This window comes from Ignatzschineria sp. 22MB058224 (assembly GCF_058188435.1).
The window spans coordinates 2147167-2167065 of the sequence record NZ_CP187366.1 but is presented as its reverse complement, the minus strand read 5'-3'; the positions used below and the strand labels follow the sequence as shown (position 1 = coordinate 2167065).

Sequence of the window (19899 nt, the reverse complement as noted above, 5' to 3'; positions counted from 1 at the left end):
ATTCTTCAGTTACAAAATAGATGCTTTAAACAGCACCTCTATCTATAACTCCAATGCCAAAAACGATTATTTACCACGGTAAACAATACGTCCTTTTGTAAGATCATAAGGCGTTAACTCAACCTTCACGCGATCTCCCATTAGAATACGGATATAGTTTTTACGCATCTTTCCAGAAATATGTGCAGTAATCACATGTCCATTATCTAACTCAACTCTAAACTGTGTATAAGGAAGCGTCTCAGTGACAGTTCCTTCCATTTCAATATGATCTTCTTTTGACATAGAACTCTTCAAATAATGATAAAAATGTTGGTCGGGACAGCAGGATTTGAACCTGCGACCCCTTGCACCCCATGCAAGTGCGCTACCAGGCTGCGCCATGCCCCGACAAAATGAGGTTTAAATATTAGCAAATAAAAAGCTAAATGACAAGCCTTGACGGCTTCCACTTAGCTTTTTACCAACTTTTTCGGGTGTTTATAACAGCATGAAATTCTTCAAAAAATCACACTACTTTTTATTGCGCTGTTGCTGTTTTTACTTCTACTGTTGTTCCAGGAATATCCGTTAAAAATCCTGAACGAGCGATACTACTTGTAGATGAAGATGATTGAACCGCCGCAGAGGTTGGAATATCTGCACCGCCACCGAGTGCCGCATAGAGCATGATATCATTGATATGCTTATCGAAGTATGTCGTTAACAATGCTTGACGTGAACTAAAAAGTGTACGCTGCGCATCTAATACATCAAGGTAACTAGCAATACCGTTGGTATAGAGTAAGTTTGCTAAACGTAATTGTTCTGAAGTCGTTGCAACAAGATTTTGCTGCGCTCTCAATTGATCTGAAAGTGGCTTTTTAGAGACTAAAGCATCAGCAACTTCTTGGAATGCCGTCTGAATTGTTTTTTCATAAGTGACTACCGCCATATTCTTACGAACATGTGATAAATCTAAATTCTGCTTAATTTTACCCCAATTAAAAATTGGCAATGAAATTGATGGGCTAAAGCTCCAACCACTGTGACCACTATCGAAAAGGTCTGATAGTTCACTAGATGCTCTATTCAGAGTGGTTGTTAAACTAATACTTGGGAAAAATGCTGCGCGTGCTGCCCCAATATTCGCATTCGCGGCCAGTAAATTATATTCTGCTTCCATTACATCTGGACGCACTAACAGAACTTGTGATGGCAAACCAACAGGAAGTTCTTCCACAAAATGTGACGATCTTAATGATAAACCTTGTGGTAAATCGGTAGCAACAGCACCCACTAACGTATAGAGTGCATTGCGAGCCTTACCTAACTGCCCTTCAATACTTGCAACTTGTGCTTGCGCCGAGAACACCTGACCTTTTGCTTGTGCAAGATCGAGATCATTCGCAATACCAGCATTTACTTGTTGCTGGACTAGCGCATAAGACGCCCTATTTGAATTCAAGGTCTCTTTTGCGACACGAAGCTGTTCAAGCGCTAAAAGTTCTGTTAAATAACCACGCGCAACACCTGAAATCAACGAGATTTTAGCAGCTTTCTGCCCTTCTTCCGAAGCGAGATATTGGCTAAATGCAGCATCGCTAAGTGACTTTGCTTTTCCGAAGAAATCTAACTCAAAGCTACTAATCCCAAGCCCTGCACGGGATGATTCAGAGATAGCCGCTTCACCTGTTGGGGAATTTGCAGCCCCAACTTTGTCACGGGAAAAGCTGCCTGATGCATTAACGCCCGGTAGGCGCTCAGAAATCGTAATGCCGTACGCAATACGTGCTGCTTCTAAATTCAATGTTGCTAATTTAAGATCACGGTTATTTTCCAAAGCAATTGCAATCAATTGCTTCAAACGTGGATCTTTAAAGTATTGTTGCCAGGTGATCTCATAAGCAAATTTTTGATCTGCTAATGTTCCTGTTTGCACAATTGATGTTGCCGGAAACGTATCAATCACCGGTAATTGTGGACGATTATATTCCGGCGCTAATGAACACGCTGTTAGAATAAGTGGCGCGCCAATGTATAACAGTTTTCTTTTCATATGTAATGATCAACCTCTAAAGCGTTTGCAACAATGCTAATTTCAATTTTTACCACAAATAGATGGCATTTTTTTTCATAAACTTAGGTCGATATTGTAACAATCGACAACAATGTTGTCATCTTTTAAATCTTTCCAAAGCCATAAAATCGTTTTTTCCAATAGGGAGTATCAAAACTCGTGATTTCAACACGTTTGCCAGAACTTGGTGCATGAATCATCATCGTCCCTCCGAGATAAATTCCTGCATGAGAGATACTATTTCCACGAATTTTAAAGAAAATAACATCCCCAGGCTCAGGATTATTCGTCTTTGATACATACTGAAATTGACTACGGGTATCTCGTGGTAAATTGACACCTACTGCACGATAAACATATTGAATAAGACCACTACAATCAAATCCTCGCTTAGGATCGGTTCCACCAAAGCGATAAGGTACTCCAATCTGCTCCTTTGCATAAGAAATTGCCGCATTTTTTAATTCAAATAGGCTCTCTCTTCGCCCCTCAGCAAACGAAAAAGTGGACGAAATTAGCAAAAGCCCGATAGTGATAAGCACTTTTTTCCCGCAAATCAATATCTTTTTATTCATTCCATTTACTCCATTAACTATTTCTATACATCTTCAATGATTGATAATTCCTATGGCGATTCTCAATTTTGCTATAATTTAGCAATTAAATTGTTCCATCGCTTTTCACCTCTAAGGAATATTCATGCCAAAACATTTAGATAACAAGATCTTAATTGTACACTCAAATCAACAAGATGCTCAAAAAATTGCCCGTGTATTAAGGGACGCATCATTTTATTCTGAAATCGTTTCAACGAGAGAGTTAGCAAACGATTTAACAGATATTTTACCGAAATGTATTTTGACAGATAACTTGACAGAAGTAACGAAAATTCTATCAAACCTAACGTTAGAAATTCCCACACTCTCTCTTGAAGCTACAAATGATCAATCATTTATCTTAAACTTCATTAAAAACCAAAATATCCAACCCGTTTGGAATATCCCCGCTTTTATTGATCATCATACAGCAGCGATTAAACGAACGGTAGGAGCTGATGAGGTTATTCTTGGATTATCCGGTGGAGTAGATTCTTCTGTTGTTGCTGCACTCATTCACAAAGCTATTGGCCAACAACTTACTTGCGTATTTGTCGATACGGGTCTTCTGCGCCTTAATGAAGGCGATAAAGTAATGCAAACTTTCGCAGAAAATATGGGAATTAATATTATCCGTATTGACGCAGAAGATCGCTATCTTGCAGCACTAAAAGGGGAAAATGATCCCGAGAAAAAACGTAAAATTATCGGCGAACTCTTTGTAAAAATTTTTGAAGAAGAAGCTCGTAAACTCCCTAATGCAAAATGGTTAGCACAAGGAACAATCTATCCTGATATTTTAGAATCTTTAAATACTAAAGATGGCGTTGCAGTAAAGTCTCATCACAATGTGGGTGGATTACCAAAAGAGATGAATCTAAAACTTTTGGAACCTATCAGTTCACTATTTAAACATGAAGTGCGAGAACTAGGCGTCGCACTCGGCTTACCAAAAGCAATGGTTTATCGCCATCCATTCCCTGGACCAGGTTTAGGGGTGCGCATTTTAGGAGAAATTAAAAAAGAATATGCTGATATTCTACGTTTGGCAGATAATATCTTTATAGAAGAACTCATCGCGGCAAATCTTTATGACAAAGTCTCGCAGGCTTTTGCTGTTTTCGTTCCTGTAAAATCTGTCGGTGTATCAGATGATAAACGTGTGTATGATTATGTAATTGCTCTGCGCGCTATTGAAACAATTGATTTTATGAGCGCTCGAGCAGCACATCTTCCATGGGATTTCATTGAACGAGTTTCAACGCGTATTATCAATGATATTGATGGCGTTTCTCGCGTCACTTATGACGTTTCGAATAAGCCGCCAGCAACGATTGAATGGGAATAATCTTCTAAAAGCTCACAAAAAAGCTCGCTATCGCGAGCTTTTTTAACGATTAGATTGGTGAAAATTTACTTTGAAGGACCTAAAATAAAAACTCCTTTCACAAATAAACGTTCTCAATCATGACATATCAAATCATCCATTGTTCTTACGGACAACACGCCGAATCTATCCTTGAAATCTATAATGAGGTAATCGAAACCTCAACAGCAATGTATGACTATAAAAAACGGACTATGGAAGATATGGAGCAATGGTTTGACAGTAAAATAGCGAAAGATTATCCCGTTATCGGTCTGATATCTCATGATAAACAACTAATGGCCTTCGGTACATATGGACCTTTTCGAATTCAACCAGCATATCAATATACCGTGGAGCATTCTATTTACATCCATCGTTCTTTCCGTAGTCAAGGTTATGGAGATATTCTCTTGAAATCACTTATCAAATCCGCTCAAGTACAACAATATCATGCAATGATTGCCGCCATCGATGACAATAATATCGGTAGTATTAAACTCCACGAGAAAAACGATTTTCGGCACGTCGGTACTCTACCTGAAGTCGGCTACAAATTTGATCGGTGGCTTAATTTAGTACTTTACCAACGTCTACTGTCTACTCCTGTGAACCCAATAACCGAATAAAATGTCTAAATAAAAAGGGCGATACTCTATTCGCCCTCTTCAATGGAGTTCATAAAATAAATAGACTCGGGATATTTTCTTCTTTAAAAATTATACTAAGGGTACTTCCGGAAAATCAATAGCAGGATCGACAACATTGTTTAACCAGTTAGTAAAGCTATTAAGTGCTGTCAATAACGTTAACTGAATGATATCTGCTTCTGAAAAACCCACCTCTTCAGCTTTTTGTATAAGCGTTTTTTCAATGTTCCCTTTATTCTTTAAAACAGAAAGCGCAATATCAATAATCAATTGTTCTCTTGCATCCTCAGACCGTCCATACTGGGCTTCTACACACTCTTCGGTCGTTAACCCTGCCATTCTCTTTGCTGAAAAAGTATGGGCACTAACACAGTAACGGCAACCATTATAGTTTGCAACAGCAAGTGCTAAAAGCTCTTGATCTCGTTTAGAAAATTGAGAGTTTTCTAACTTAGATTGTAATGCAAGAAAAGCTTCAAGGCTTATGCCATCAATGCCTAATGCTCCGAAGAAATTAGGTAACACACCAAATTTTCCTTTCAACTGCGTTAAAATTGGTTTTGCAATATCATCAGCTGTTTCTGGAGTCACTAATTTAAATTTTTCCACTTTATCTTCTTCCCTATTTATAAAAAATTTTATACTTAGAATTTACTATTAGAAGAATGATAGTCAATATTTTATTAATTTACAATATATAAAATTATAAATTATTTTATGTGTCGGAAAATAGCTAGATTTCCAATATACAGAACAATAAATCATTCACAGAACTGCATAATTACCGCGCTTTATATATAGATGCTAATTGAGCAGTTATGCGTTAGTGTGTATCATAATAAAACGATCAAAAAAATCTGCAAAATCGTGGATTTCTTATTATACCTAAGGAGAGAAATTTTTATGCGTATTGTCCTGCTTGGCGCCCCTGGTTCTGGGAAAGGTACTCAGGCCGAAAACATTGTGAAAAAATTTGGAATCAAGCACCTTTCAACAGGTGATATGCTTCGTGCAGAAGTGAGTGAAGGTACTCCTCTTGGTTTAGAGGCTAAAAAAATCATGGACGAAGGTAAACTTGTCTCTGATGAAATTGTGTTAGGAATGGTTAAAAATCATATTCTTAAAGCAGAAAAGGGTTTCCTCCTTGACGGTTTCCCCCGCAATATCAATCAAGCAGAAAAACTTGATGAATTATTAGATGAAATGAATATGCCAATCGATCGAGTGATCTATTTTGATGTTCCTTTTGAAGTGATTAAAGAACGCTTAAAATCACGCGGTCGTTCTGATGATACAGAAGAAACTATTCTTAAACGCCGCAAAGTGTTCGAGGATGAAACATTCCCACTTGTTGATTACTTTGTGTTACAAGGAAAACTAAAAACAATTAATGGCTGTGGCGACATTGATGAAATTAGTGAAGAGATTTTCAAAGCAATTGATCCTAATAACTAATCTTTTAAAAAAATACGTTGTTATTTTAAGAAAGGCTACGATGATCTATACGTAGCCTTTTTATATTAAAAGGAACCTTTATGAAACGAAACTATTGGGGAATTGGTGCGATAGTTCTCTTTATTGCTATTTTTGCCTATTTTGCACAACCATTATTTATGCCTCCAGCGCAAGGAAATGTAAAAACAGAACCATTTTGGGTCGTTGAAACAACGCCAAACTCGCTCTCTGTTTTCACTCTGACATTAAATGAATCAACACTCGATGATCTCATTAACGTTTTGGGAAATCGTCTTGATCTCTCGCTCTTTGAAGAGAATGGGAAATATCAACTTGAAGGCTATATTCGTGAAACCCATATTGGTGGCATCACTGCACGAATTCCTTTCACTCTCAATGTTTCACCTTCTCAAATTGATGAAACACTCGGCCTTTTAGAGGCAGGAAAAAAAGCCTCGAATACTAAAACCGTTTATGAAATTCCAAGCGATTTACATCATCGTTTTTATCAAAATACTATTCATAGTATTGCTTTTATACCGATGGCAGTTTCTCTTGACGAGACAGTTATATTGGGGCGTTTTGGGGATAACCCAATAAAACTACAAGAAGAACTCACCGGCGCGATTCATTACCTCTATCCCAATAAAGGTATCGATATTACTATCGATCAAAAAGGGGAATACCGCTCGATTGTTCAATATATTTCACCCAACTTATTTAATGAAAAAGTATTACAACCTCTTTACAAAAATGGCGTGAAAGAGTTACCAATATCAACTCGCAACCTTTAAAGGTTGCGCGATAACACTATTGAGATTGAAGGCTTGCTGTAATTTTATTAATGACATAACTTGCAGCAAGCATGCCCATTGTCGCCGTCACTGTAATCACAGAACCGTAACCTTGGCAATTGAGCCCGCCACTCAAATTTTTCTTACGGGGACTATTCTCTTTACTAAAAACAATCGGAATACCTGTCTTCTTAGGAGAGCTAGGGAAATGATAATCTTTGCGTAAAATTGTCTTTAAACGGGCACACAATGGATCATGATATGTATTATTAATATCATCTATCAATAGATCCTCTGCACGGATCTTGCCTCCGGCCGCTCCTGTGGAGATTATTTTGAGCTTATTGCGACGAGCATAGGCAATTAAGCCAGCTTTAACCTTCACTTCATCCATTGCATCAATCACCCAAAGATGCTTATCTCGGGGTATAGAGAGATATTCCTCTAGATTATCGATTGATAAGAAGTCTTCAATAGCATGTACCACACATTGATCATTAATCATCCCTATACGCCGGCGCATCTCTTCAACTTTTGACACGCCAATTGTTGAGCTAAGTGCATGAATTTGGCGATTAATGTTACTCTCAGCGATATTATCTAAATCGATCAATGTTAATTCGCCAATTGCGCTGCGAGCTAAAGCTTCAGCAGCCCAAGAGCCGACACCGCCGATACCGATAATAACAACATGGCTATTCTGTAACTGTTGCAATCCATCATCACCATAGAGTCGACTCAACGTTGAAAAACGACGTTCATAATCTTGTGGTAATAATTCCATTGCTTGATCCTTCTACTGATTTTATTAGTAGCTATTATGCCTGAATTGTTGAGAAATTTTAGATAAAAAAAGAGGTACTTAAAGTACCCCTTTCATCATAATCTAATCAAAAAATTAGATTATGCTAAACGCTCATTGACTTTATCCCAGTTCACTAACGCCCAGAAATTTTCGAGGTAGTTAGGACGGCTATTACGATAATCAATATAGTAAGCATGCTCCCAAACATCACACGTTAAAAGCGGCGTTTGACCTTCAGTTAAAGGTGTTGCGGCATTTGAAGTTGATACTAAATCAATAGAGCCATCTTTGTTTTTCACAAGCCATGCCCATCCTGAGCCAAATGTACCAATTGCACATTTATCAAATGCTTTTTGGAACGCTTCAAAAGATCCCCATTTTTTATTGATCTCTTCAGCAATTTTACCCGTCGCTGCACCACCACCTTGTGGTTTTAATGACTCCCAGTAAAAAGTATGGTTCCATACTTGTGCCGCATTGTTAAACATTGGACCACTAGCTTTTAAGATGATCTCTTCAAGCGTCGAATTTGCAAACTCTGTGCCTTCAATCAAAGTATTTAAAGTATTTACATAGGTTTGATGGTGCTTACCATAATGATACTCTAAAGTCTCTTTAGAAATGTGTGGTGCTAATGCATCTAATGCATATGGGAGTTTTGGTAATTCAAATGACATATACTTCCTCCAATTAAAATAAAATAGATTACTCTATCAATTTTAGGCTTTATCTTGATCTAACACAAGTTATCGCCCGTCTCTTTCTGAAAATTATGCAAACTCACAAAAAAACTATATTAGTTATGAGCGCTCAACTTTGCGTAATTCAATATTTTTGGACAATTTATCAAGAACCCCATTAACGTAACGATGACTACCTTCAGCGCCAAACTGTTTTGCAAGCTCAACCGCCTCATTAATAACAGACTTATATGGGATATCCGGCTGTTTTTCAAGTTCATAAGCGCCTAACCACAAAATTGAGCGTTCAATAGGATCTACTTGCTCAATGTCACGATCTAAATAAGGTGATACAGCAGCATTCAATTCACCACGATGCTGGGTAATATATTGCAAAATCTCATGAAAATATTCACTATTTGCATCTGCAAACTGTTGATTATCGGCAATATTTGCACTAATCTCTGCTAATGAGCTTTGCGCAATTTGCCACTCATAAAGCGCTTGAATTAAAAAAAATCTTGCAGATTTTCTTGAGGTGATAAATTTTCGTTTTGAAACAGACACGCTACTTCCTCTCTAGTATTAGAAATGAGAAGCGCTCCCACAAAAGGAGCGCTTATATCAATTACATATTTAACAATGGGTTAGCCATTATTTAGCAGCATTACGACGCTCTTCATGATAAATAAGCCCAGTACCTGCAGGAATTAAGCGTCCTACGATAACGTTCTCTTTTAGACCACGAAGATGATCTTTTAAGCCTCGAATCGATGCATCTGTTAACACACGAGTTGTCTCTTGGAACGATGCCGCAGAAATGAAGCTATCCGTTGCAAGTGAGGCTTTAGTAATACCAAGGAGTATTGGCTGATAAGTTGCAGGTACTTTGCCTTCTGCCTCTAAGCGATCATTTTCTTCAAGAACCGCCACATACTCAGCCTGCTCACCTTTAATAAATGAACTATCATTCGACTCAAGAATCTCTACTTTACGGAGCATCTGACGAATAATGACTTCGATATGTTTATCAGAGATTTTCACCCCTTGTAAGCGGTAAACATCTTGAATCTCTTTCACTAAGTAAGCTGCAAGCTCTTTCACCCCTAATAAACGGAGAATATCATGTGCACTTAACTCACCATCTACAATAATTTCCCCTTTTTCAACAGTCTCGCCTTCAAACACATTCACATGACGCCATTTAGGAATGAGTTCCTCGTGTGCAATACCATCTGAATCAGTAATAATCAGACGCTGTTTACTCATTGTTTCACGGCCAAAGCTTACGATACCTGTCTTCTCAGCAAGGATAGCTGCTTCTTTAGGACGACGTGCTTCGAACAAGTCAGCAACTCGAGGAAGACCCCCGGTAATATCACGAGTTTTCGATGATTCTTGTGGAATACGTGCTAATGGATCACCGATTGATACTTTATCACCATCATTAAGGTTCAAAATCGCCCCGACAGGAAGTGTATACATTGCTGTAACATCGGTACCTGGGATATTCAATTCATTACCTGCTTCATCGACAACGAAAATTGATGGGCGTTTACCACCAGTATTACGCTGTTTAGAATCAAGAACAATTAGATTTGAAAGACCTGTGACATCATCTGTTTGTTTTTGAACATTGATATTTTCTTCAAAATCAACAAATTTCACAAAACCCGATACCTCAACAATAACTGGTATTGTATGTGGATCCCAAGTTGCAACGATATCCCCAATCTCAACAGCGCCGCCTTCATCAACAACAATTGTTGCACCATAAGGTACTTTATAGCGCTCACGGTTACGTCCAAATTCATCCATGATGATTAACTCACCAGAACGGGATGTTGACACAAGGTTATTGTCTTTGTTACGTACTGTTTTCATACGAACAAGTTTCAATGTACCTTTTGTTTTAACCTGAACATTTGAAACTGCCGCCGAACCTGAAGCCGCTCCCCCGATATGGAAGGTACGCATCGTTAACTGAGTTCCTGGTTCACCGATGGATTGTGCAGCAATAACTCCAACAGATTCTCCTGGATTAACTAAATGTCCACGACCAAGATCACGGCCATAACATTTCGCACATAAACCATGACGATTCTTACATGTAATCGCTGAACGTGCAATTAGCTCATCGACACCTTTTTCATCAAGAAGATCTACCGCCGCTTCATCTAATAAAGTGCCTGCTTCAAATAATACTTCATCTGTTCCTGGAACGTAGACATCTTCGGCGACAACGAGCCCTAATACACGGTCACGTAACGGCTCAACAATGTCCCCGCCCTCAACAATTGGTGTCATCAAGAGACCATCTGTGGTACCACAATCTTCATTAACGATTACTAAGTCTTGCGCAACGTCAACAAGGCGACGAGTCAAATAACCTGAGTTCGCAGTTTTAAGTGCCGTATCTGCAAGACCTTTACGAGCACCATGCGTTGATACGAAGTACTGAAGAACGTCCAAGCCCTCACGGAAGTTTGCGGTAATTGGTGTTTCAATGATTGAACCATCTGGTTTAGCCATCAGACCACGCATACCAGCAAGCTGACGAATCTGTGCGGCACTACCACGAGCTCCTGAGTCAGCCATCATAAAGATCGAGTTAAATGATGTTTGTTCTACTTTTTCACCCGTTTTTTCATCGACAACTTCATCTTTACCAAGATTACTCATCATCGTCTTCGCAACTTCTTCATTCGTACGAGACCAGATATCGATCACCTTGTTATAACGCTCACCATTCGTCACAAGACCTTGCGAATATTGTGATTGCACCTCTTTTACTTCAGCTTCTGCCTTTTCAATGATTGCTTGTTTTTGCGGCGGAATCACCATATCTTCGTAACCGATCGATGAACCCGAACGCATCGCATAATAGAAACCTGTGTACATCAAATTATCAGCAAATATAACCGTATCTTTAAGACCTAAACGACGATAACAGCTGTTAATCAGATTTGAAATTTCACGTTTCGTTAAAACCTTATCGATTTCTGAAAATGGTAAGCCTTTAGGTAGAATATCCGTTAAAAGAATGCGTCCAACTGTTGATTCAACACGGCGGTACATCTCGCCTTCTTGCGCATCTTCAAACATATGGATAGGTAAACGAACAGAAATTTTCGCATGAACATCTACTTCTTTTAATACATAAGCACGATGTACCTCTGCACTATTTGCAAAAATTCGGCCTTCACCTTTCACATTCAAACGCTCACGCGTCATATAGTAAAGCCCTAATACAACGTCCTGAGATGGAACAATGATCGGCTCACCATTTGCCGGTGATAAGATATTATTTGATGACATCATCAATGCACGCGCTTCTAGCTGTGATTCAATTGACAATGGAACATGTACCGCCATCTGGTCACCATCGAAGTCAGCGTTAAATGCTGTACATACTAATGGATGTAACTGGATTGCTTTACCTTCGATAAGCACTGGCTCAAACGCTTGAATACCTAGTCTATGTAGAGTTGGTGCACGGTTTAATAAAATTGGATGCTCTGTGATAACATGCTCTAAAATATCCCAAACTTCCGGCACTTCACGCTCCACCATACGTTTTGCAGCTTTAATTGTTGTTGCGATACCACGTTGAATCAGTTGAGAGAAGATAAAAGGTTTGAAAAGCTCAAGTGCCATCTGTTTCGGCAAACCACACTGATGGAGACGAAGTGTTGGTCCAACCACAATTACAGAACGTCCTGAATAGTCTACACGCTTACCAAGAAGATTTTGACGGAAACGACCTTGTTTCCCTTTAATCATATCGGCAAGTGATTTCAATGGGCGCTTATTAGCCCCTGAAATTGCACGGCCACGACGACCATTATCAAGAAGAGAGTCGACAGATTCTTGGAGCATACGCTTTTCGTTACGTACGATAATATCGGGCGCTTCTAACTCTAGTAAACGTTGTAAACGATTATTACGGTTAATCACACGACGATAAAGATCATTGAGGTCTGAAGTCGCGAAGCGTCCACCATCGAGTGGAACTAATGGACGTAAATCGGGTGGTAATACCGGCAAGTTAGTTAAAATCATCCATTCAGGCTTGTTACCTGACGCAATAAATGATTCAACTAGTTTCAAACGGTTTGAAAGACGCTTAAATTTCGTTTCTGAACGAGTCTCTTGTAATTCTTCACGAAGTCTAGATGCTTCTTCTTCTAAATCGATCGCTTTTAACAGCTCTAATACAGCTTCTGCACCCATCCGAGCATCAAACTCATCACCATACTCCTCGATCGCATCAAGGAACTCTTCATCTGTCAATACTTGACCATGCTCAAACGGTGTCAATCCTGGCTCAATTACCACAAATGATTCAAAATATAGAATTTTTTCAATATCACGAAGGGTCATATCAAGCAGTAAACCAATACGGCTTGGTAATGATTTCAGATACCAAATATGCGCAACCGGTGAAGCAAGACTAATATGTCCCATACGCTCACGACGAACATTTGAGAGCGTAACTTCCACGCCACACTTTTCACACACAACACCACGATGTTTTAAGCGTTTATATTTACCACATAAACACTCATAATCCTTCACAGGTCCGAAAATTTTGGCGCAGAAAAGGCCATCGCGTTCAGGCTTAAATGTACGGTAGTTAATTGTTTCTGGTTTCTTAACTTCACCATAAGACCAGCTAAGAATTTTCTCAGGGGATGCTAGACCAATTTTGATCGCATCAAAACCGCCTTTATCTTCATTCTTAAATAAATTTAATAAGTTCATTCGTTATCTTCCAATCTATATTCAAAGAAATGTCTCTTTCGACACAGTTAATTCAAGGGAGAGATGTTTACTCATCATCTCCATCGCTAACCGTATCGATATCGATACCCAGAGAACGGATCTCTTTAATCAGTACATTAAAGGATTCCGGCATTCCCACTTCAATATTATGTTCACCATTCACAATGTTTTTGTACACTGCTGTACGTCCAGCAACATCATCCGATTTCACTGTTAGCATCTCTTGAAGTGTATAGGCAGCACCATAAGCTTCAAGTGCCCACACCTCCATCTCTCCGAAACGCTGGCCACCAAATTGTGCTTTACCACCTAATGGTTGCTGTGTCACAAGTGAATATGGACCGGTTGAACGTGCGTGCATTTTATCGTCAACTAAGTGGTTCAATTTCAACATATACATAAAGCCAACTGTTACAGGGCGGTCAAAAGCATCGCCCGTACGACCATCATAAAGGGTAATTTGACCTGACTCTGGAAGATCTGCAAGGCGCAACATACGACGCATTTCCTCTTCAGAAGCCCCATCAAATACAGGGCTCGCCATCGGAACACCTTTGCGGAGATTGCCACATAATTCAATAATCTCGTCATCACTGAATTTTTTGAAATCAATCGTTTGTGCACTTTCATCTTTGTTATAGATCTCATCTAAGAAACTACGGAGTTCTTTCGCTTTTGCATGAGATTTAATCATTTTATCAATTTTCAAGCCGAGACCATGTGCAGCCCAACCTAAATGAGTTTCGAGAATCTGGCCGATGTTCATACGTGATGGAACCCCAAGTGGATTCAAACAAATATCAACAGGCGTACCATCTTCCATATATGGCATATCTTCCTCTGGAACAATCATTGAAATAACACCTTTGTTACCATGACGCCCCGCCATTTTATCTCCTGGCTGAATACGACGTTTAACTGCAAGGTAAACTTTAACCATTTTAAGAACACCAGGCGCCAACTCATCACCTTGAGTCAACTTCTCACGCAATTCTTCAAATTTCTTGTTTGAATCTTTACGTTGTTGTTCAAGTAATTTCTTGAGCTTCACTAACTCTTCTGCTTGTTCTTCTGATTTCAGTTTTAGATCAAGCCATTTTTCACGCTCAATGCCTTGTAAAAATTCATCAGTAATTTTATCACCGGCTTTAATACCTTTATTTCCAGCAACAACTTCCGCACCAACAAGATTTTTACCAACACGTGCAAAAAGGTCATCTTCAAGAATACGCAATTGATCATTAAGATCTTTACGTACACCACGTAATTCACGCTCTTCGATCTCTTTAGCACGGCTATCTTTTTCGATACCATCACGAGTAAAGACGCGAACATCAATGACAGTTCCATCCATTCCTGAAGGAACACGGAGCGAGTTATCTTTTACATCAGACGCTTTCTCACCAAATATTGCACGAAGTAATTTTTCTTCTGGTGTTAGTGTTGTCTCACCTTTTGGAGAAACTTTACCCACCAAAATATCGCCTGATTTAACTTCCGCACCAATATATGCAATTCCCGCTTCATCTAATTTAGAGAGCGCAGATTCGGATACATTTGGAATATCTGAAGTAATCTCTTCAGGCCCTAATTTTGTATCACGCGCAACACATGTTAACTCTTCAATATGAATCGTTGTAAAACGTTCTTCTTTTACAACACGTTCAGAGATCAAGATAGAATCTTCATAGTTGTACCCGTTCCATGGCATGAACGCGACCAACATATTTTGACCTAACGCTAGCTCACCTAAATCTGTTGATGGGCCGTCCGCGAGAATATCTTGTCTTGAGACGATATCTCCCTCTTTTACGAGGACTTTCTGATTGATACAGGTATTCGCATTTGAGCGCTGATATTTAGTAAGATTATAAATATCAACACCTGATTGACCAACAATCGTTTCTTCATCGTTAACACGGATAATGATACGAGTTGCATCGACATAATCAACAACCCCACCGCGTTTTGCCACTACACAGACACCTGAATCACGTGCAACGATGCGCTCCATACCGGTACCTACTAATGGTTTATCAGCATTCAATGTAGGAACTGCTTGTCGTTGCATGTTCGACCCCATGAGGGCACGGTTCGCATCGTCGTGTTCAAGAAATGGGATAAGAGCTGCCGCAACAGATACAATCTGTTTAGGCGAAATATCCATATAACTAATTTGATCTTTTGTTAAAACTGTAAACTCACCTTCGACACGAGATGAAATTAAATCTTCGGTAAACTCACCATTTTCATCAAGTTTCGCATTCGCCTGCGCAATACCAAAACTCGCTTCCTCATATGCTGACAGATAATCCACTTGGTCTGTAACGCGACCATTGACTACTTTACGATATGGCGTTTCCAAGAAACCATAACTATTTGTGCGAGCATAACTTGATAATGAGTTAATCAAGCCGATATTCGGACCTTCAGGAGTTTCGATCGGACATACACGACCATAGTGAGTGACATGGACGTCACGAACCTCAAAGCCTGCTCGTTCACGCGTTAAACCACCAGGCCCTAATGCAGAGATACGACGTTTATGTGTAACCTCTGATAGCGGGTTATTTTGGTCCATAAATTGTGACAATTGTGATGAACCAAAAAATTCTTTGATAGCCGCAGCAACCGGTTTTGCATTAATCAGTTCATGCGGCGTTAAGCCTTCAGCTTCAGCGATAAGAAGACGATCTTTTACCGCACGCTCAATACGAACTAGACCAATACGATAAACATTTTCTACCATCTCTCCGACTGAACGAATACGGCGATTACCTAAATGGTCAACGTCATCTACTTGTCCATGACCATTACGAATCGATATAAGCTCTTTCAATACATCAAGAATATCTTTATTCGAAAGGGTGCCTTCCCCAGTATCAGAGTCACGACCTAAACGGCGGTTAAACTTCATGCGCCCAACTGCTGAGAGATCATAACGATCCGGTGAGAAGAAAAGGCTTGAAAATAGACTCTCTGCTGCTTCTTTTGTAGGCGGCTCGCCAGGACGCATCATGCGGTAAATTTCAATTTGAGCTTCTAATTGACTTTTAGTTGTATCTGCACGCAAGGTATCTGAAATATATGAACCTCGATCAACATCATTCGTAAATAGAACAGGGACGGTATCGATACCATATGCGACAAATTTTTCAAGCATATCGGCAGTAACAATATCGTTTGCAAGCGCAATAAGTTCACCAGTAGATTCATCAAGAATATCCTGAGAAAGAACACGTCCAACCAAATAGTCAAATGGAACCTCAAGCTCACTTACATTTGCTTCTTCCAACTTTTTAACGTGACGTGCAGTTACTCTACGGCCTTTCTCTACGAGAACTTCACCATCGAGTTTAATATCAAAAGCGGCCATCTCGCCACGCAAACGAGCAGGAACTAATACTAAGAACAATTTGTCTTTCTTAATTTTGAAAGTATTTGTTTCAAAAAATTCCGCTAAAATTTCAGTATCTGAAAGACCGAGCGCTTTTAAAATAATTGATGCATGCAATTTACGACGACGGTCGATACGTGCGTAAACTAAATCTTTCGCATCAAACTCAAAATCCATCCATGAACCACGGTATGGAATGATACGTGCGGAGAAAAGAAGCTTTCCTGATGAATGCCCCTTTCCTTTATCATGATCAAAGAATACGCCAGGAGATCGATGAAGCTGAGATACAATTACACGCTCGGTTCCGTTAATTACAAACGTACCATTTTCGGTCATTAAAGGAATTTCACCTAGATAAACACCACCTCGACCAAACTGATCAATATCCGCTTCACGGATCTCTTTAATTTCACCCGTTTCTAGATCCGAAATTTTTAAGCGCATTCCAATACGAAGAGATGCCGCATAAGTTGTTCCGCGCATTTGGCATTCACGCACATCAAACTCTGGTTCACCAATATGGTAGTCCACATATTCTAATGAAAGTCTAAATCCATTAGAAGTTGCTGTTTTTGCTTTGATTGCTTCAATTGGGAAAATAGATTTAAAAGCTGCATTAAGACCCTGATCTTTACGGTCTTTACGAGGAATATTATCTTGAAGGAAGGAACGATAGGAGTCTATCTGAGTTGCGAGTAAAAAGGGAACTTCTTGTACTTCGATCTGTTGACCAAAATCTTTACGAATACGTTTTTTTTCAGTGAACGAGTATGCCATGCAGTATTTCCTCATAATGATGGGGATTGTAAACATATAAATTAATCCTTTGACCTAAAAGGCCTAATTTATACGCTCGAAATATTTTCATATAAGCTAGTAAAGGCTAGGGAGTCCCCCTAGCCTTTTACAGTCATTTTTCAATCAAAGAAGCCTAAACGCATTAGGTCATGCAAAAGTCACTCCTTCAATCAAAAGATGATTATTTAAGCTCAACAGTTGCACCAGCTTCTTCAAGCTCAGCTTTGATTTTGTCAGCTTCTTCTTTAGATACTTGTTCTTTAATTGTTGCTGGAGCACCTTCAACAAGTGCTTTAGCATCACCAAGGCCAAGACCAGTGATTCCACGAACAACTTTGATAACATTAATTTTCTTGTCGCCCGCTGCTGTCATAACAACATCAAACTCGCTTTGAGCTTCAGCCGCAGCACCAGCATCACCTGCTGGACCAGCAGCTACAGCTACTGCTGCAGTTACGCCAAATTTTTCTTCAATTGCAGAGATTAATTCCATAACTTCTGCTGTTTTCATCTCTTCAATTGCATTAAGGATATCTTCATGTGAGATTGCCATAATAGTTAACTCCTAAATTATCTTTAAATTTCGATTAATTAATAATTCTATACTTTCTATAAGATTTAAAATTAAGCTGCTTCTGCGCTTTTTTTGTCTCTTACAGATGCTAATGTTGCTGCAAGTTTTTGTACTGGCGCTTTCAATACAGCCAAGAACATTGAAATTGCTTCTTCTTTCGTTGGGAGAGAAGCGATTGCTTTCAATGCAGAACCGTCATGAACTTCACCATCATGTGCAATTGCTTTAACAACTAACTTCTCGTTCGCTTTTTCCTTAAGGAAATTGTGAATAACACGTGCACCAGCTACTGGATCTTCTTCATTCATAGAAAAAGCCATGATAATTGGCCCAACAAGACTAGGAATCGCTTCCTCAAATTGCGTCTCTTTTAACGCGAGTCTTGCTAATGTATTTTTCACAACGCGGACATCAACATTAGCTGCACGAGCCGCATTACGAAGAGATGTAATCTGAGCTACCGTAAGCCCGTGGTATTCAGAAAGAACGAGTGAGTGAGCACCATTAGCTAACCCATTGATCTCTTGAACCACTTCTTGTTTACTTTGCAAAGAACTCATTTTTCACCTTTACATTATTGGTAATTTCTTACCCCTTATAAACCCAAGCAATACTTTGCTTGGCCCTACGGTATCTCTAACTTAGAACTACCGTCTACGTAGACAGCTTGCGCAATTAAGCATTAATATGCATCTACGGTCTTAGACTCACCTTTAATTAAAAATTAAAAGATAAGTTATTTTTTTATACTGAAGCCAAATCAACAACAATACCTGGACCCATTGTTGAAGCTACTGTTAATTTCTTAATATAAATACCTTTCGCCGAAGCAGGCTTTAAGCGAGTAATTTCTGCAATTAACGCTTTTAAGTTACCACGAAGCTTTTCAGTATCAAAATTCATTTTTCCGATCGAACAATGAATGATTCCCGCTTTATCTGTACGGAAACGTACTTGACCAGATTTTGCGTTTGTCACCGCTGTCGCAACATCTGGAGTCACTGTCCCTACGCGTGGATTTGGCATTAAGCCTCTTGGACCTAATACTTGACCTAATTGACCAACAACACGCATTGCATCGGGGGTTGCGATCACCACATCGTAATTTAAATCGCCGCCTTTCATGCTTTCAGCGAGATCTTCAAAACCAACAACATCAGCACCTGCCGCCTTAGCTGCATCAGCATTTGCGCCTTGCGCAAAAACTGCAACACGAACATCTTTACCAGTACCATTTGGCATAACTGTTGCACCACGAACTACTTGGTCTGATTTACGTGGATCAACACCTAAATTAAGTGACACATCAAAAGATTCCTCAAATTTAGCCGCAGGAACTTTTTTCAATACTTCAACAGCTTCATCTAAAGTATAAACTTTGTTTGAATCAATCAGCTCAAGAATTGCTTTTTGCTTTTTCGTTAATTTAGCCATGTTACACACCCTCCACTTCGATACCCATTGAGCGTGCACTTCCTGCGATAATTCTTACCGCGGCATCAAGATCTGCTGCCGAAAGATCTGGCTCTTTTGTCTTCGCAATTTCTTCTAATTGCGCGCGAGTTACTTTACCAACTTTTTGAGTATTAGGTCTTGGGCTACCAGACTTGATACCCGCAGCTTTTTTCAATAAATATGCAGCCGGTGGAGTTTTTGTAATAAATGTAAATGAACGATCATTATATACAGTAATTACAACCGGAATAGGCATCCCTGGCTCTAACTGTTGCGTTGCCGCGTTAAATGCTTTACAGAACTCCATAATATTTACACCATGTTGACCTAGTGCTGGCCCAATTGGTGGTGATGGATTTGCTTTACCTGCAGCAACCTGCAAGTTGATATATGACATTACTTTTTTTGCCATTTGGCATACTCCTATAACTTGGGTAAACGCATTTCTGCTCCCCGATTTCAAAGACTGATGATTATATCAG

Annotated in this window: 17 protein-coding genes and 1 tRNA gene; 4 read left to right on the top strand and 14 right to left on the bottom strand. The window is 39.4% G+C overall.

The genetic code is table 11. From position 1 onward, the window contains the following. Positions 1-66: 66 nt before the first annotated feature. From infA to ACPF7B_RS09550, 4 genes are all read right to left on the bottom strand, one after another. Entirely contained in the window at positions 67-285 is a 219-nt protein-coding gene (gene infA, locus ACPF7B_RS09565) for a translation initiation factor IF-1 (RefSeq protein WP_026879321.1), read from the bottom strand. Between the two features lie 28 nt (positions 286-313). After that, positions 314-390: transfer RNA gene (locus ACPF7B_RS09560), tRNA-Pro, on the bottom strand. Between the two features lie 130 nt (positions 391-520). After that, the gene (locus ACPF7B_RS09555; protein ID WP_490505574.1) at positions 521-2038 is read right to left on the bottom strand and encodes an efflux transporter outer membrane subunit; all 1518 of its coding nucleotides are present in this window, start codon (positions 2036-2038) and stop codon (positions 521-523) included. A 125-nt stretch (positions 2039-2163) separates the two neighbouring features. Beyond that, a complete protein-coding gene (locus tag ACPF7B_RS09550; protein ID WP_490505573.1) occupies positions 2164-2634 on the bottom strand; it encodes a C40 family peptidase in 471 nt (156 codons plus the stop codon). A 124-nt stretch (positions 2635-2758) separates the two neighbouring features. Between ACPF7B_RS09550 and guaA the strand changes: the two genes are divergently transcribed. Next, on the top strand, positions 2759-4003 hold the full coding sequence (gene guaA / locus ACPF7B_RS09545; RefSeq protein WP_490505572.1) for a glutamine-hydrolyzing GMP synthase: 1245 nt from the start codon (positions 2759-2761) through the stop codon (positions 4001-4003). Between the two features lie 119 nt (positions 4004-4122). After that, positions 4123-4650 (top strand): GNAT family N-acetyltransferase, encoded by a 528-nt coding sequence (locus ACPF7B_RS09540; protein ID WP_490505571.1) that lies wholly within the window; start codon positions 4123-4125, stop codon positions 4648-4650. A gap of 90 nt (positions 4651-4740) precedes the next feature. Here ACPF7B_RS09540 and ACPF7B_RS09535 read toward each other — a convergent pair whose 3' ends face one another. Next, positions 4741-5280 (bottom strand): carboxymuconolactone decarboxylase family protein, encoded by a 540-nt coding sequence (locus tag ACPF7B_RS09535; RefSeq protein ID WP_490505570.1) that lies wholly within the window; start codon positions 5278-5280, stop codon positions 4741-4743. 294 nt (positions 5281-5574) lie between these two features. On the opposite strand from ACPF7B_RS09535, the gene ACPF7B_RS09530 reads away from it, so the two are divergent. Beyond that, positions 5575-6126, top strand: a complete 552-nt coding sequence (locus tag ACPF7B_RS09530) for an adenylate kinase (protein WP_490505569.1) — start codon at positions 5575-5577, stop codon at positions 6124-6126. A gap of 80 nt (positions 6127-6206) precedes the next feature. Continuing rightward, positions 6207-6920: a hypothetical protein gene (locus ACPF7B_RS09525; RefSeq protein ID WP_490505568.1), complete on the top strand. Its 714-nt coding sequence runs from the start codon at positions 6207-6209 to the stop codon at positions 6918-6920. A gap of 16 nt (positions 6921-6936) precedes the next feature. On the opposite strand, the gene ACPF7B_RS09520 is transcribed toward ACPF7B_RS09525, so the two are convergent. From ACPF7B_RS09520 to rplK, 9 genes are all read right to left on the bottom strand, one after another. Beyond that, positions 6937-7704: a tRNA threonylcarbamoyladenosine dehydratase gene (locus ACPF7B_RS09520; RefSeq protein WP_490505567.1), complete on the bottom strand. Its 768-nt coding sequence runs from the start codon at positions 7702-7704 to the stop codon at positions 6937-6939. 119 nt (positions 7705-7823) lie between these two features. Next, on the bottom strand, positions 7824-8402 hold the full coding sequence (locus tag ACPF7B_RS09515; protein ID WP_490505566.1) for a superoxide dismutase: 579 nt from the start codon (positions 8400-8402) through the stop codon (positions 7824-7826). Between the two features lie 123 nt (positions 8403-8525). Next, a complete protein-coding gene (gene nusB, locus ACPF7B_RS09510) occupies positions 8526-8972 on the bottom strand; it encodes a transcription antitermination factor NusB (RefSeq protein ID WP_490505565.1) in 447 nt (148 codons plus the stop codon). An 87-nt stretch (positions 8973-9059) separates the two neighbouring features. Next, on the bottom strand, positions 9060-13169 hold the full coding sequence (gene rpoC, locus ACPF7B_RS09505) for a DNA-directed RNA polymerase subunit beta' (protein WP_490505564.1): 4110 nt from the start codon (positions 13167-13169) through the stop codon (positions 9060-9062). A 67-nt stretch (positions 13170-13236) separates the two neighbouring features. Beyond that, positions 13237-17367, bottom strand: coding sequence for a DNA-directed RNA polymerase subunit beta (gene rpoB, locus ACPF7B_RS09500; RefSeq protein ID WP_490505563.1), 4131 nt, complete (start codon positions 17365-17367; stop codon positions 13237-13239). Between the two features lie 202 nt (positions 17368-17569). Continuing rightward, positions 17570-17941: a 50S ribosomal protein L7/L12 gene (rplL, locus tag ACPF7B_RS09495; RefSeq protein ID WP_490505562.1), complete on the bottom strand. Its 372-nt coding sequence runs from the start codon at positions 17939-17941 to the stop codon at positions 17570-17572. A gap of 71 nt (positions 17942-18012) precedes the next feature. Beyond that, positions 18013-18522, bottom strand: a complete 510-nt coding sequence (gene rplJ / locus ACPF7B_RS09490; protein ID WP_490505561.1) for a 50S ribosomal protein L10 — start codon at positions 18520-18522, stop codon at positions 18013-18015. 184 nt (positions 18523-18706) lie between these two features. Beyond that, positions 18707-19396, bottom strand: coding sequence for a 50S ribosomal protein L1 (gene rplA, locus ACPF7B_RS09485; protein ID WP_490505560.1), 690 nt, complete (start codon positions 19394-19396; stop codon positions 18707-18709). A gap of 1 nt (position 19397) precedes the next feature. Further along, positions 19398-19829, bottom strand: coding sequence for a 50S ribosomal protein L11 (rplK, locus tag ACPF7B_RS09480; protein WP_490505559.1), 432 nt, complete (start codon positions 19827-19829; stop codon positions 19398-19400). Positions 19830-19899 lie beyond the last annotated feature (70 nt).